This window comes from Mesorhizobium sp. B2-7-1, from assembly GCF_006440735.1.
In the GTDB taxonomy this organism is placed as follows: domain Bacteria; phylum Pseudomonadota; class Alphaproteobacteria; order Rhizobiales; family Rhizobiaceae; genus Mesorhizobium.
The window spans coordinates 1-13337 of sequence record NZ_VFUA01000151.1; the positions used below are offsets into that span (position 1 = coordinate 1).

At 65.2% G+C, this 13337-nt stretch carries 13 protein-coding genes and 1 riboswitch; of the genes, 10 read left to right on the plus strand and 3 right to left on the minus strand.

Annotation, left to right across the window (positions count from 1 at the left end):
• Positions 1–234: 234 nt before the first annotated feature.
• Positions 235–1218: a hypothetical protein gene (locus FJ471_RS32250; RefSeq protein ID WP_140809594.1), complete on the plus strand. Its 984-nt coding sequence runs from the start codon at positions 235–237 to the stop codon at positions 1216–1218.
• Here FJ471_RS32250 and bluB read toward each other — a convergent pair whose 3' ends face one another.
• The gene (gene bluB, locus FJ471_RS32255) at positions 1219–1950 is read right to left on the minus strand and encodes a 5,6-dimethylbenzimidazole synthase (protein ID WP_140809596.1); all 732 of its coding nucleotides are present in this window, start codon (positions 1948–1950) and stop codon (positions 1219–1221) included.
• A gap of 42 nt (positions 1951–1992) precedes the next feature.
• Positions 1993–2169: riboswitch (cobalamin riboswitch) on the minus strand.
• Between the two features lie 115 nt (positions 2170–2284).
• On the opposite strand from bluB, the gene FJ471_RS32260 reads away from it, so the two are divergent.
• The 6 genes from FJ471_RS32260 to FJ471_RS32285 all read left to right on the plus strand — a co-directional run bounded on the left by FJ471_RS32260 (position 2285) and on the right by FJ471_RS32285 (position 7393).
• Complete coding sequence (locus tag FJ471_RS32260) at positions 2285–3211, plus strand: histone deacetylase family protein (RefSeq protein WP_140809598.1); 927 nt, start codon at positions 2285–2287, stop codon at positions 3209–3211.
• A gap of 3 nt (positions 3212–3214) precedes the next feature.
• Entirely contained in the window at positions 3215–3466 is a 252-nt protein-coding gene (locus FJ471_RS32265) for an exodeoxyribonuclease VII small subunit (protein WP_140809600.1), read from the plus strand.
• Positions 3467–3663: 197 nt separating this feature from the next.
• Entirely contained in the window at positions 3664–3930 is a 267-nt protein-coding gene (locus FJ471_RS32270) for a DUF2277 domain-containing protein (RefSeq protein WP_140809602.1), read from the plus strand.
• Positions 3931–3939: 9 nt separating this feature from the next.
• The gene (locus FJ471_RS32275) at positions 3940–4860 is read left to right on the plus strand and encodes a pirin family protein (protein ID WP_140809604.1); all 921 of its coding nucleotides are present in this window, start codon (positions 3940–3942) and stop codon (positions 4858–4860) included.
• Between the two features lie 127 nt (positions 4861–4987).
• Positions 4988–6895: a 1-deoxy-D-xylulose-5-phosphate synthase gene (gene dxs / locus FJ471_RS32280; protein ID WP_140809606.1), complete on the plus strand. Its 1908-nt coding sequence runs from the start codon at positions 4988–4990 to the stop codon at positions 6893–6895.
• A gap of 207 nt (positions 6896–7102) precedes the next feature.
• Positions 7103–7393, plus strand: a complete 291-nt coding sequence (locus tag FJ471_RS32285) for a hypothetical protein (protein ID WP_140809608.1) — start codon at positions 7103–7105, stop codon at positions 7391–7393.
• A 96-nt stretch (positions 7394–7489) separates the two neighbouring features.
• Here the strand turns inward: FJ471_RS32285 and FJ471_RS32290 are convergent, their stop codons facing one another.
• Positions 7490–7891, minus strand: coding sequence for a GFA family protein (locus FJ471_RS32290; protein WP_140809610.1), 402 nt, complete (start codon positions 7889–7891; stop codon positions 7490–7492).
• A gap of 108 nt (positions 7892–7999) precedes the next feature.
• Here FJ471_RS32290 and FJ471_RS32295 point away from each other — a divergent pair, with 108 nt between their 5' ends.
• The 3 genes from FJ471_RS32295 (at position 8000) to FJ471_RS32305 (ending at position 12425) form a co-directional block, all read left to right on the plus strand.
• Positions 8000–8767 carry a TlyA family RNA methyltransferase gene (locus FJ471_RS32295; protein ID WP_140809612.1) on the plus strand — a complete coding sequence of 256 codons (768 nt, stop codon included), beginning with the start codon at positions 8000–8002 and terminating at the stop codon, positions 8765–8767.
• Entirely contained in the window at positions 8764–10005 is a 1242-nt protein-coding gene (locus FJ471_RS32300) for a class I SAM-dependent RNA methyltransferase (RefSeq protein ID WP_140809614.1), read from the plus strand. Before FJ471_RS32295 ends, FJ471_RS32300 begins: the two co-directional genes overlap by 4 nt.
• A gap of 170 nt (positions 10006–10175) precedes the next feature.
• A complete protein-coding gene (locus tag FJ471_RS32305; RefSeq protein WP_140809617.1) occupies positions 10176–12425 on the plus strand; it encodes a caspase domain-containing protein in 2250 nt (749 codons plus the stop codon).
• A 141-nt stretch (positions 12426–12566) separates the two neighbouring features.
• Here FJ471_RS32305 and FJ471_RS32310 read toward each other — a convergent pair whose 3' ends face one another.
• Positions 12567–13250 (minus strand): transglutaminase-like cysteine peptidase, encoded by a 684-nt coding sequence (locus FJ471_RS32310; RefSeq protein WP_348643389.1) that lies wholly within the window; start codon positions 13248–13250, stop codon positions 12567–12569.
• Positions 13251–13337 lie beyond the last annotated feature (87 nt).

Sequence of the window (13337 nt, forward strand, 5' to 3'; positions counted from 1 at the left end):
CCGGACGCTTGGGTAACCAAGCCACCGGGTTGTGCACCGGTTTCGGACCGACGCAACCCTCCCGTGATTGACAATAGCCGGGGCAAGCGCATCCTCCACCGCCAACTCATACAGCGCCGCGCGTTCTTTGAACGCGCAAAGGACGCTGTAAAACTTGATTTGGCGCATGATCCCTTTCCGAAAATCGATTCCGATTTTCGGGGTCATGCGCACGGGGTGTGGAGAGTCGGGGCCATGTGGGACTTCAGCATTGGCCGGTCAGTGTCCATCATGATGCGGACATGGCCGTTCATCGTCTTTCGCATGATCGTCTATTTCGGCATCACCGTCGCCTACATCATGGCGACCGGCACGGGCGCCAGCGTCGGCTACGGCGTCGGCCATATCTCGACCGATCCGGACGGCCCGACGTCCTTTGCGCTGTGGGGCGGCGTGGTCGGCTTCGGCGTCGTCTCGATCGCCGTCTACTGGATCCGAGAATACATCCTTTATGTGCTGAAAGCGGGCCATATCGCCGTCATGGTGCATCTGATCGACGGCCACGACGTGCCCGACGGCCAGGGCCAGATCGCCTATGCGAAGGAGGTGGTCACCCAGCGTTTCGCCGAGGCCAACATCCTTTTCGTCGTCGACCAGCTGGTCAAGGGCGCCATCCGCGCCATCACCGGCCTGATCGGCGGCATCGCCGCATTCCTGCCTATTCCGGGCCTGAGCGGCCTGGTCAGCTTCATCAACACGGTGATCCGCCTGTCGCTGACCTATGTCGACGAGATCATCCTCGGCTACAACATCCGCATCAATTCGAACTCGCCCTTCGAGACGGCGCGGCAAGGCGTCGTGCTCTACGCCCAGAACGGCAAGCATATGGTCAAGAACGCTGTCTGGCTGGCGGTGATCATGTGGGGCGTGTCCTTCGTCATCTTCCTGTTGATGCTGGCGCCCGCGGCCGCCATCCTTTGGGTCATGCCGGGCGAGCTTGCCGGCTGGGCCTTTGTGCTCGCCATCGTCTTTGCCTGGGCCTTCAAGGCCGCCTTCATCGAGCCCTTCGCCATCGCTTCGCTGATGCAGGTCTATTTCGAAGCGATCGAAGGCCAGACGCCTAATCCCGAATGGGACCGGCGGCTCGCCGAGACCTCGTCGAAGTTCAGGGAGTTGCGCGACAAGGCGCTGGGCTCCTTCGGCGGCGGCTCGCGCTGGGATACGCCCCGAGCTGCTTGATCATGGCTTCGATGTGCTGCCAAGCCTCGCAATCGCCGATTTGAGCGGTGCCTCGCCGGCGCCGCGAAAGGTCTCGCTCATCACCAACTCGGGCAGGGGCAGGCGCTTGCCCCAGCCATGCGCTTCCAGGTCCGGCTTCGGCGCGAAGGCCGAGACGCGGCCGACGCAGAGATAGGCAATTGGCGTGACATGCTCGGGGATCGACAGAAGCCGCTTCAGCGCCTCGGTTTCGATGATGCTCACCCAGCCGACGCCGACGCCTTCGGCCCGCGCCGCCAGCCAGAAATTCTGCACCGCGCAGACGGTGCTGTAGAGGTCCATCTCGGGGTTGTGCCAGCGCCCGAGCGGCGAATCCTTCGAGCGCTGCCGGTCGCAGGTGATGCAGAGGTTGAGCGCGCTTTCGCAGATGCCTTCGAGCTTCAGCTTGCGGTAGAGCGCCTGCCGTTCCGCCTCCATCGCCGGCAGTTCCTGCTCGCGCGCGGCGAGGAACAGGTCGCGCACCTGCTGCCGCCGTGCGGCGTCGCGGATGACGATGAAATTCCACGGCTGCATGTAGCCGACCGACGGCGCGTGATGGGCGGCGGTGATGAGCCGCGCCAGCACACTGTCATCGAGATCGTCGGATACAAAATGGCTGCGCACGTCACGCCTGGTGAACATGGCCCGGTAGACCGCGTCGCGCGCCAATTGGTCAAAATCATCGCCGCTCGCGGCGATCGCTGCTGCCTTCATCGCTTTTCCCCATGCGACAAGCAGTCTCCCGCCTGACCAAGCGGGTGACCATGTCTGCCGGGCCGGTCTTCTGGCTCGGGATCGTCCCGCTCCGGCGCCTTCCCGTCATCGACAGTGGCTTTGCCGGCGCGGTCCCCCTTACAGCGTTGGGCACGCCACGGAGTTCAACCGTGTTCCCGATTCTCCCGCGTCGCGGGCACCAGGCAGCGGGATGACCTTATCTCGAAGTCTGGGCCGCGCCAATGGCGCCAGCGACACGGGCTGACGCAATTTTCCCCAGCCATTCGGCTTTCAAACATGGTCATCCGCGCCGCCGGTGCCTAGATTAGGCGCCATGGCCACCCGTCTCTACACGCACCCGATCTTTCTGGAACACCTGACGCCGCCCGGCCACCCGGAGCGGCCCGACCGTCTGCGCGCCATAGAGCGCGTGCTCGACGACGAGGCTTTTTCCGCGCTCGACCGCGTCAAGGCGCCCGAAGGCGACGAGAAAACCATCCTCTATGCGCATCCCGAGGATTTCGTCGAGCGCGTGCGCGCGGCGATCCCCGAAAACGGCATCGTCTCGATCGACGCCGACACCAGCGCCAGCCCGAAAAGCTGGCAGGCGGTGGTGACGGCGATCGGCGGCGCCAACGCTGCGGTGGACGACGTCTTCGAGGGCCGTGCCGCCAACGTCTTTGTCGCCGCCCGTCCGCCTGGTCACCATGCCGAAAAGACCACGGCGATGGGCTTTTGCCTGTTCAACACGGCGGCGATCGCCGCTCGCTACGCGCAGAAGAAGCACCAGGCCGAGCGCGTCGCCATCGTCGACTGGGACGTCCATCACGGCAACGGCACGCAGGACATCTTCTGGGACGATCCGTCAGTGCTTTACTGCTCGACGCACCAGATGCCGCTTTACCCGGGTACCGGGGCGAAGAGCGAGACCGGCGCCGGTAACATCGTCAACGCGCCGCTCGCGCCGCAGACCGGCAGCGATCTGTTCCGCGACGCCTTCCTGTCGCGCGTGCTGCCGTCCATCGACGCATTCGCGCCGGACCTGATCATCATTTCCGCCGGCTTCGACGCGCACCATCGCGACCCGCTCGCCGAGATCAACCTGACCGAGGACGATTTCGACTGGGCGACCGGCCAGTTGATGGAACGCGCCGGCCGCCACAGCTCCAACAGGCTCGTCAGCCTGCTGGAAGGCGGCTACGATCTGCAGGGACTGGCATTTTCAGTCGCCGCCCATGTCGGGCGGCTGATGAAGGGATAGGATATGGCAGTGGAAGGCAATGAGGACGTCAAGGCGATGAGCTTCGAACAGGCGCTCGACGCGCTGGAGAAGATCGTCGATGATCTGGAGCGCGGCGACGTCCCGCTCGACCAGTCGATCAGGATCTATGAGCGCGGCGAGGCGTTGAAGGCGCATTGCGACCGGCTGCTGAAGGCGGCCGAGGACAAGGTCGAGAAGATCAGGCTGTCGCGCGACGGCAAGCCGGTAGGAACGGAGCCGCTCGACGCCGACTGAGGTGTATTGATATTCAGGTGAGGCCGGCCTGCAAATGGCGGCCTCCTGCGCTTCCGGTGCTCACGTACTTCAAGTACGCTCCGCTCCGGTTCTCGGAAGCCACCATTTTCGGCTCGGCCTGACCTGAATCTCAACACACCTCGGTGCATGATCTCAGACCGGGCAGGGGCAGAGCAAGCAGGTAAGGAGTTCAAGCCATGTGCCGCAACATCAAGACCCTGGCCAATTTCGAGCCGCCGGCGACCAATGACGAAGTGCATGACGCAGCGCTTCAATTCGTGCGCAAGCTGAGCGGCTCGACGAAACCTTCGAGGCGCAACGAGCATGCTTTCCACCATGCTGTCGAGGCGATCGCAGCGATCGCGCGCGAGTTGATCGACTCGCTCGAGACCAGCCAGGAACCCCGCAATCGCGAGGAAGAGGCGGCCAAGGCGAAGGCCAGGTCGGCGCTTCGCTTCGCCTGAGGAACCGACATGAGCTTCTTTCCGGGAAACGATCCTGAACCCGGCGATGCCTTCGCCTGCGATCAGATCGAACTGATGGTCATTCCGAACGCCAAGGATATCGGCGGCTTCGAGGTGCGTCGCGCCTTGCCGACGGCAAAACGCCGTCTGGTCGGCCCGTTCATCTTCTTCGACCGCATGGGCCCGGCCATCCTGCGCGCCGGCCATGCGCTCGACGTGCGCCCGCATCCGCATATCGGCCTGTCCACCGTCACTTACCTGTTCGACGGCAAGATCAGGCATCGCGACTCGCTCGGCACCGAAATGGTGATCGCGCCCGGCGACGTGAACCTGATGACCGCCGGGCGCGGCATCGTCCATTCCGAGCGCACGCCGGAAGAACTGCGCGGCGCGCCGATGTCGGTCTCCGGCCTCCAGACCTGGCTGGCGCTGCCGGACGGCAAGGAGGAGATTGCTCCGGTTTTCGCCAACACCTCGATGGCCCGTCTGCCCGAGATCGATGCCGAGGGCGTCGGCGGCCGCGTCGTCATCGGCGAATTCTCAGGCCTGCGCTCGCCCGTGGCGACCGCTTCGGACACGCTTTATGCCGATCTGCGCCTGGTCGCCGGCGCCAGCGTGAAAATTCCGGCCGATGCCGAGGAGCGCGCCATCTACACGCTGGAAGGCGAAGTCTCGATCGCCGGCGATGTCTTTCCGGCCGAGCGGCTGCTGGTGTTCAAGCCAGGCGAGGAGATCGTCGTTTCCTCCGAGCGCGGCGCGCATTTCATGCTGTTCGGCGGCGCTTCGCTGGGTTCCAAGCGCTATATCTGGTGGAATTTCGTCTCGTCCTCGAAGGAACGCATCGAGCAGGCCAAGCAGGAATGGAAGACAGGCCGCTTCGATATCGTTCCTGGCGATGAGGAGGAGTTTATCCCGCTGCCGGAGGGCTAGGGATCGCTCAACCTCGCGTCACGGACACACATTTACATTCGCCCACCGGCGGCCTATTCCGGCGCATGATTATGGCGCAATTTGCTGGTAGCGCCGTGTTCGATCAATTGAGGTAGGACGCGCCCGAGTGAAGCCAGACACGCCGCTGCTCGATAAGGTCCGCATTCCGGCGGATCTGCGGACGCTTGATGAGAGCGCGCTGCCGCAGCTCGCGGCCGAGCTGCGTGCCGAGCTCATCGACGCCGTGTCGCAGACGGGCGGCCACCTCGGCGCCGGCCTCGGCGTCGTCGAGCTCACGGTTGCCCTGCACTATGTCTTCAACACTCCGGACGACCGGCTGATCTGGGACGTCGGCCACCAGGCCTATCCGCACAAGATCCTGACCGGTCGCCGCGATCGCATCCGCACGCTGCGCCAGGAAGGCGGCCTCTCCGGTTTTACCCGGCGCGCCGAGAGCGAATACGACCCGTTTGGCGCGGCACACTCCTCGACCTCGATCTCGGCCGGCCTCGGCATGGCCATGGGGCGCGACCTGTCGGGCGGCCGCAACAATGTGATTTCCGTGATCGGCGACGGATCGATGTCGGCCGGCATGGCCTTCGAGGCGCTGAACAATGCCGGCGCGCTCGATGCCCGGCTGATCGTCATCCTCAACGACAACGACATGTCGATCGCGCCGCCGACCGGCGCGATGAGCGCCTATCTGGCCAGGCTCGCCTCCGGCAAGGCCTATCTGGGCCTGCGCGATTTCGGCAAGAAGCTGACATCCTATCTCGGCAAGCGCGCCGACCGCGCCATCGCCCGCGCCGTCGAGCATGCGCGCGGCTACGTCACCGGCGGCACGCTGTTCGAGGAACTCGGTTTCTATCACATCGGCCCGATCGACGGGCACAATCTCGAACATCTGATCCCGGTGTTGAGGAACGTGCGCGACAACGGCAAAGGCCCGGTGCTGATCCATGTCGTCACCCAGAAGGGCAAGGGCTATGCGCCAGCGGAGGCCGCGGCCGACAAATATCATGGCGTCAACAAATTCGACGTCATCACCGGCGCGCAGGCCAAGGCGCCGGCCAATGCGCCCGCCTACACCAAGGTCTTCGCCGAGAGTCTGATCCAGGAAGCGCGCGAGGACGACCGCATCGTCGCCATCACCGCCGCCATGCCGAGCGGCACCGGCCTCGATCTGTTCGGCGAGGTGTTTCCGCAGCGGACCTTCGATGTCGGCATTGCCGAGCAGCATGCGGTGACCTTCGCAGCGGGGCTGGCCACCGAAGGCTACAAGCCCTTCGCCGCCATCTACTCGACGTTCCTGCAACGCGCTTACGACCAGGTCGTGCACGACGTGGCGATCCAGAAACTGCCGGTGCGCTTCCCGATCGACCGCGCCGGTTTCGTCGGCGCCGACGGCGCTACCCATTGCGGCGCTTTCGACACGACCTTCCTCACCACGCTGCCGGGCTTCGTCGTCATGGCCGCGGCCGATGAGGCGGAGCTTCGCCACATGGTGCGCACCGCCGCGTCCTATGATGACGGCCCGATCGCCTTCCGCTATCCGCGCGGCAACGGCGTCGGCGTCGACATGCCGGAGCGTGGCTCGGTGCTCGAAATCGGCAAGGGCCGCATCCTCAAGGAAGGGACGAAGGTCGCGCTGCTTTCCTTCGGCACGCGGCTGCAGGATTGCCTGTTGGCCGCCGAGGAACTTGGCGCCGCGGGCCTTTCCACCACCGTCGCCGACGCCCGCTTCGCCAAGCCGCTGGACGAGGATCTCATCCGGCGTCTCGCCCGTTCGCACGAAGTGCTGGTCACCGTGGAGGAGGGCGCTATCGGCGGCTTCGCCAGCCAGGTGCTGCATTTCCTCGCCCATGAAGGCCTGTTGGAAAGCGGCCTCAAGGTCCGCCCGCTGGTGCTGCCGGACATCTTCACCGATCACGCCAAGCCGGAGAAGATGTATGCCGATGCCGGCCTGGACTCGGCCGGCATCGTGCACACGGTCTTCGCCGCTCTCGGCCGTGGCGTTCAGGCGCAGCGCGCCTGAATCAGAACTTCAAGACGCTGAATCGGTTTGCCGGCTTCCAGAAGCAATTCCAGCAAAATGTGCAGCGGTTTTGCGTCCGGAATTGCGTCAATCTAAGATTGTAAGTATTTGTTAACGCTTTCGTTTGGCGGTTCACTTACCCTGTCTCTTGGCCGATTTTCAACGACGCCCTGCTAAGACCTTGGTCCTAGGCTGGGGGTTTGAACAATGAAGTCGTTCCTTTGCAGCATGGCCTTGCTGGTTGCCATGGCCGCGCCGGCGGCAGCCGAGACGCGCTACGACCGCAACCTTGAAAAGGCGGTGCTGGATATCGTCGCCGGCAAGATGGGCAACATCCGCGGCCCCTTCTCCTACAAGCAGGTTCCTCAACTCGTCGTGGTGCCGGACGTGACCGCGCCCCCCGCGCCGGCGCCCGTCGAGACGCCGCGCAAGGAAGCCTCCGGCAATGATGGCCTGGCACCGGCCGTCGAGCGCCGGGTTTCCCGCACCGTGTTCTAAAGCGGTCCGCCGTTTCACGGAAACGCCAAACCGCTCTATCCTTTCCTTTGACGCAATTCCGGACGGAAAACCGTTTCACACTTTTCCGGGAATTGCTCAGAACCACATATCGCGCACGCAGCGGCCGTCGCGCGGCAGGTCGTCGAAACTATCGAGACCGTCGAAATGGTCGATCGGCAGGTCGGCGACGTCCTGCGGCGGTGCCAGCCTGACATTGACGGCGATGCGCGTGCGGCCGCTCTTGCCTGAACGCAGGCCGCGCCAGGCGACCACGCAGGCGCAGGTTGGACAGAACAGGATTTCCAGCGCGGGTTCGGCCACCTCGGCGCGCGTGTAGGACTTCAGCGGCCCGGCGACACGGAGGCGCTCGTCGACATAGTCATAAGCCCAGAGCGCGCCGTAGCGGCGGCAAAGCGTGCAATTGCAGGCGGTGATTCCGCCGGGATCGCCTTCCAGCGTCCAATGGGCCGCGCCGCAATGACAGGTCCCCTTCAGCATTGCCACCTCCACCGACTGACGACGGCCTGTTGCCTCGGGCATTCTGCAGCCTGTCGCCCGATATTCAAACCCATTGCGTTCGCGCCCGGCTTTCGCCAATGAAGGCCGATGAACTCCCCTTTGCCAGCCAGCCAGCGCCAGCGGCTCGACGAATTGCTCGTCGGGCGCGGTCTGTTCGCCAGCCGCTCGCGCGCCCGCGACGCGATCGAGCGCGGCACGGTGACGGTCGACGGTGCCGTCGCCCGCAAGCCCGGCCAGCTTGTCGCGCCGGACTGCCTGGTCGCCATCGACGATCCGGCGCAGGCCTATGTGTCGCGCGCCGCGCTGAAGCTGATCGCCGGCCTCGACCATTTCGGCCTGGATCCTTCAGGCTGCGAGGCGCTCGATATCGGCGCCTCGACCGGCGGCTTCACCCAGGTGCTGCTCGAGCGCGGCGCGGCGCACGTCACGGCGATCGATGTCGGCCACGGCCAGATGCATCCCGACATTGCCGGCGACCCGCGCGTGACAGTGATCGAAGGGCTGAACGCCCGCGATCTGACGGCAGCCGATCTCGGCGGCCGCGTTCCCGACTTCCTTGTCTGCGACGTCTCCTTCATCTCGCTGAAGCTGGCGCTGCCGCCTGGGCTGGAACTGGCGGGCGAGGGCGCCGCGGCAATTCTCCTGGTCAAGCCGCAATTCGAGGCCGGGCGCGAGGCGATCGGCAAGGGCGGTCTGCTCAAGGATCCGGGCGATGCCGTGCGCATTGCCGGGAACCTGCGCGATTGGCTCGCCGATATTCACGGCTGGCGGGTCCTCGGGCTGCACCCGTCGCCGATCGAAGGTGGCGACGGCAATCGCGAGTTCCTACTCGCCGCCGTGAAGGATGGGCGATGAGCACACGCTTGACGATCGCAAGGCTCGGTTCGCAGGGCGACGGCATCGCCAATGCCGAGGGCGGGGAGGTTTTCGTCCCGTTCACGCTGCCGGGCGAAACCGTCACCGCCGCGCGCCAGAAGGACCGCGCCACGCTGATGTCGGTCCTGGAAGCATCGCCGCTCAGGATCGATCCGGCCTGCCGCCATTTCACCGAATGCGGCGGCTGCGCGCTGCAGCATTACGACGCCGACGCCTACCGGCAATGGAAGCGCGAGAAGGTCGTGCAGGCGCTGAAGGGCAAGGGCATCGCATGCGATATCGCCGCGCTGGTGCCGTGCGCGCCGCACAGCCGCCGCCGCGTCACCTTCAGCGCCAGGCGCACCGAGGCCGGCATGCTGCTCGGCTTCGTGCGCGCGCTGTCCTCTGAGATCATCCCGATCGAGGAATGCCCGATCTCGCTGCCGGCGATCGTCGCGGCGCTCGATAAATTGCGGGCCCTGGCCGACCTGGTCTGCGCGACGCCGAAGGCGTTTCACATGACGGCGACCGTCACCGCTTCGGGCCTCGACATAGCTGTCCATGATGCCGGCAAGCTTGGCGACCACCAGCGCCGTATTGCCTCTAACTTCGTCATGGCCGAAGGCCTGGCGCGGCTTTCGGTCGATGGCGAGATCGTCGTCGAGCCGAAGAAGCCGGTGGTGCAGTTCGGATCGCTCGCGGTCGCGGTGCCGCCCGGCGCCTTCCTGCAGGCGACTGAGGCCGCCGAGCAGGCGATGGCTGGTCTTGTCGGCCAGCATCTGTCGCGCGCCAGGAAGGTCGCGGACCTGTTCGCCGGTTGCGGCAGCTTCGCGCTGCGTCTTGGCGCGAAGTCGGAGGTTCATGCCGTCGAAGGCGATGCCGCGGCAATTGCAGCGCTTGACCGCGCCTACCGCTTCGCCACCGGCCTGAAGCGGGTGACCGCGGAACGCCGCGACCTGTTCCGCCGGCCGCTGACCTTCAAGGAGTTGAACGCCTTCGACGGACTGGTCTTCGATCCGCCGCGCGCCGGCGCCGAGGACCAGTCCAAGCAGATCGCGCGCTCCGAAGTGCCGCTGGTCGCCGCCGTCTCCTGCAACCCGGTGACGCTCGCGCGGGATTTGCGAATTCTCCTCGACGGCGGCTACGCGCTGAAGAGCGTGACGCCGATCGACCAGTTCCTGTGGTCGTCGCATGTCGAGGCCGTGGCGCTCTTGGAAAAGCCGAAGCGGCGGCGATAACTGACCCTGGCATGATCACATTTCGTTGAAGCCACCGCTTCCGGGCGCGCTTGCGCGCAAGCCGCCGGAATCGCGCCGCAAAGCCGCCTCTTTGCACCGTCTAGTCTGGATCCGCTGGAGGAGGGGAAGGGCCTCGACAGCGTCGGTTGCTCTTACAATGGTGGCCTGAAATGCGGATGCTCCGGAAATTCCTCGGTTTCTTCGCCCTCTTCCTTGTTGTCGCCGCCTCGGCGACCGGCGCGTTCGCGCAGCAGCAAAAGCGCCTCGCCTTCGTCATCGGCAATGCCGCCTATCCGTCGGGCGCGCTGGCAACACCGGCAAATGACGCCGGCCTCATCGCGCAGACCTTGCAGGCGGCCGGCTTCGACGTGGTCGGCGCCCGCGACGTCGATCAGGAATCGCTGCGCGGCGCCTATCGCGATTTCCTGGCAAAAGTTTCTGCCGCTGGTCCCGACGCGATCGTCTTCGTCTACCTGGCAGGCCACGGCGCCCAGTTCGAGGGCGAGAACTATTTCCTGCCGGTCGACGCCAAGATCGCCAATCCGGCCGACGTGCCGATCCAGGCTGTGCGCGTTTCCGACCTCACCAGGCCGCTCGCCGCCCTGCCGACCAAGGTCAATATCATTGTGCTCGACGCGGCGCGGCCGAATGACTTCCCCCAGTCGGACCAGCCGTTGGCGGGTGGCCTCGCGCTGGTCGATCCCGATCCGAACATGCTGGTCGCCTTCAACGCCGCGCCTGGCACGGCGGCGCCGGCAGGCAAGGGGCCTTATGGCGCTTACGCCCAGGCGCTCGCCGAGATGATGCGCGATGGCGGCCTGTCGCTCGAGGATCTCTTCGACCGCACGCGCCTGCGCGTCAACGAGGTGACGCAAGGCGCGCAGGTGCCGTGGGATGTCTCGAAGATCGACACGCCCTTCGTCTTCTTCGATCGCGCGCCGGACGCACCGGCGCCCAAGGTTTCGCAAGCCGAGTCCCAGGCCGATCGCACAAGGGAGATCCGCGACTTCGACGCCCATGACGCCTATGTCGCGGCGCTCGATCGCGACACGATGGGCGGCTACGAGGATTTCCTCGTCGCCTATCCGCATGATCCGATGGCCAAGCGCGTGCGCGCCATCATCGCAGCGCGGCGCGAGGCGATCACCTGGCGCCAGACCTGGATGCGCGACACGCCGGAGGCGTACTGGTCTTATCTGGAGCGCTATCCGCACGGCCCGCACGCCTGGGACGCGCGCCGCCGGCTCGAGCATTTCGATGCGGCATTCGAGCCGCCGCCGAGCTTCTCCGTCATCGTCTATGACGTGTCGCCGCCGCCGCCGGAGGAGATCGTCTATGTCGATCGTCCAGTGCTCTATTTCGACGATCCCGATTTCGATTTCGATCCGCCGCCGCCGGTCGCGGTGCTCTTCCTGCCGCCGCCGCCGCCAGATTTCGTGGTGCTGGCCCCACCGCCGCCGCCGATCGGCGTCTTCGTCCTGCCGAGCCCGGTCTTCGTGCCGATGCCGCGCTGGTTCAACCCGCCGCGTGATATCGTGCCGCCGCCGGACAACATCATCTTCAACAACATCCACAACACGACCGTCATCAACAACACGACGATCAACGAGAACGGCAATGCGCAAGGCGGCCTGACCACCGGCCAGAAGCTGACGGCCGGCGCGGTCGGGCTGGGGGCCGCCGCTTTGGCCACCAAGGTCGCGCTGCCGCCGCTGCTGCAGAAGCGGGCGCTCCAGCAAGGCAAGCAGCCGGGCCTTGTGGCGCCATTGTCGAAGACGCTCGCGACCGAACATGCCTTGCCGGGCGCCAACGGCAAGACACTGCCACTCGTCAACGGTAAGACCGTTCCGCTTGCCAACGGCAAGACGCTGCCGCTCGTCAATGGCAAGCCGGCGGTGGCGGACAGCCGCCTGAAGACGCTCGGCAAGCAGGGTGGGATCGTCACCGGGCAGGGCACCGGGGCGCAGACCGGCAAGGGTAAATTCCACAGGCTGCCGACCGTCAACGGCATGCTGGTCGCGAAGGGACCGAGCGTCCAGGACAAGCTCGGGAAGGACAACCCGGCGATCCTGTCTGATCAGAATGGCGGCAAACCGAAACGGTTTACCCGCAAGGACCTTGCCGCCGGCGCGGCCCTGGCCCCGAACGGGCAGGGCGCTGGTGGCGACAGCGGCAAGAAGTTCCACAAGCCGACCGGTATCGGTGGCGCCCAGGCCGGCACCGAAGCCAATGTCCAGCACAACTTAAAGGTCAACAAGCGGAACGTGCAGGTGCTGTCCAGGCAGGAAAAGCCGCAATTCCATGCGCAGCCGAAGTTCCAAGTCCAGCAGCAGGAACGGCGCCTGGTGCAGCAGCCCAAGCAGCAGGGCAACAAGAGGCCGAGCTGCGGCCGCCCAGGCGAGCCGCCCTGCAAGCAATAGCCTGCCGCGGCCGAGGATGTCAGCTCTCGTTGATGGGCCGGGCTTTCCCGGCCCATCGATCTCGCAAATCGGGGATCACCGGTCTGTGGCGCGCCAGCCGGCCCTCAAGCCGAGCCGCGCGGATTTTGAGGTGAGTTCAGCCTACGAGCTTGGAGACAGCCGTTTCGCCGTGCCGCCGCGCTGGTTGATCGAAACCCAGGTGTTCGGGTTCTGCTGCGACTGGCGCTTCAGGAAATAATAGCCGGTGGCGTTCCAGGGCCGGATCTCGTCGACCATATTGTCGAGGATCAAGTCGCCCTTGTCGGTCTTCACCGTCAGGATCGTATGGCCCTCATTGTTCAGGTCGCGCACCACCGTCATCAGCAGCGCCTGTCGGGGAAATCCCGCTTCCTGGAGAAGCTTGCGCTTGTAGAGCGCGTAGATCTTGCAATCGCCCTTGCCGTCCACCGGATAGTCCCAGTGATCCATCATCGTGCCCCAGTGATCGTAATTGCTGACCGGCTTGATGGAGCGGTTCGCCTTCTGGTTTATCCGCTTGAGGATGCTCATGTTCTGCGCGGTCAGCTTGACGCTCGTGGCGGGCAAGGCGGGAACCTTGCACTCTTTCGGCCGGCGATGACAGAAATCGACCCAGCCATATGGCACGCTGGTGCTGCCGCCGACGGTGGCGGAGCTTGCGGCGGGCTGCGTGGATATTCGCTTGAACCATGTCGACTGCGCGGCCGCTGGACTGACTTGCAGCGACGAGACGCCAACCAACGAAACAAGGCCAAGGAGGAGGGAAGAGGTCGGGACACCAGGAGATCGCTTCACTGCCAACACCACCGCAACGAGGAGACTGGCGACAGGCTAATGCGCAAACGCCGGCCCGGCCAATTAAACAATTAATAATGTCCTAACACGATTGTGTTC

Coding starts and splice junctions, on each gene's coding strand:
- FJ471_RS32305 (WP_140809617.1), top strand. CDS start 10,176: ATGCGGATGCTCCGGAAATTCCTCGGTTTCTTCGCCCTCTTCCTTGTT.
- FJ471_RS32300 (WP_140809614.1), top strand. CDS start 8,764: ATGAGCACACGCTTGACGATCGCAAGGCTCGGTTCGCAGGGCGACGGC.
- bluB (WP_140809596.1), bottom strand. CDS start 1,950: ATGAAGGCAGCAGCGATCGCCGCGAGCGGCGATGATTTTGACCAATTG.
- FJ471_RS32295 (WP_140809612.1), top strand. CDS start 8,000: ATGAACTCCCCTTTGCCAGCCAGCCAGCGCCAGCGGCTCGACGAATTG.
- FJ471_RS32285 (WP_140809608.1), top strand. CDS start 7,103: ATGAAGTCGTTCCTTTGCAGCATGGCCTTGCTGGTTGCCATGGCCGCG.
- FJ471_RS32270 (WP_140809602.1), top strand. CDS start 3,664: ATGTGCCGCAACATCAAGACCCTGGCCAATTTCGAGCCGCCGGCGACC.
- FJ471_RS32290 (WP_140809610.1), bottom strand. CDS start 7,891: ATGCTGAAGGGGACCTGTCATTGCGGCGCGGCCCATTGGACGCTGGAA.
- FJ471_RS32275 (WP_140809604.1), top strand. CDS start 3,940: ATGAGCTTCTTTCCGGGAAACGATCCTGAACCCGGCGATGCCTTCGCC.
- FJ471_RS32250 (WP_140809594.1), top strand. CDS start 235: ATGTGGGACTTCAGCATTGGCCGGTCAGTGTCCATCATGATGCGGACA.
- FJ471_RS32260 (WP_140809598.1), top strand. CDS start 2,285: ATGGCCACCCGTCTCTACACGCACCCGATCTTTCTGGAACACCTGACG.
- FJ471_RS32265 (WP_140809600.1), top strand. CDS start 3,215: ATGGCAGTGGAAGGCAATGAGGACGTCAAGGCGATGAGCTTCGAACAG.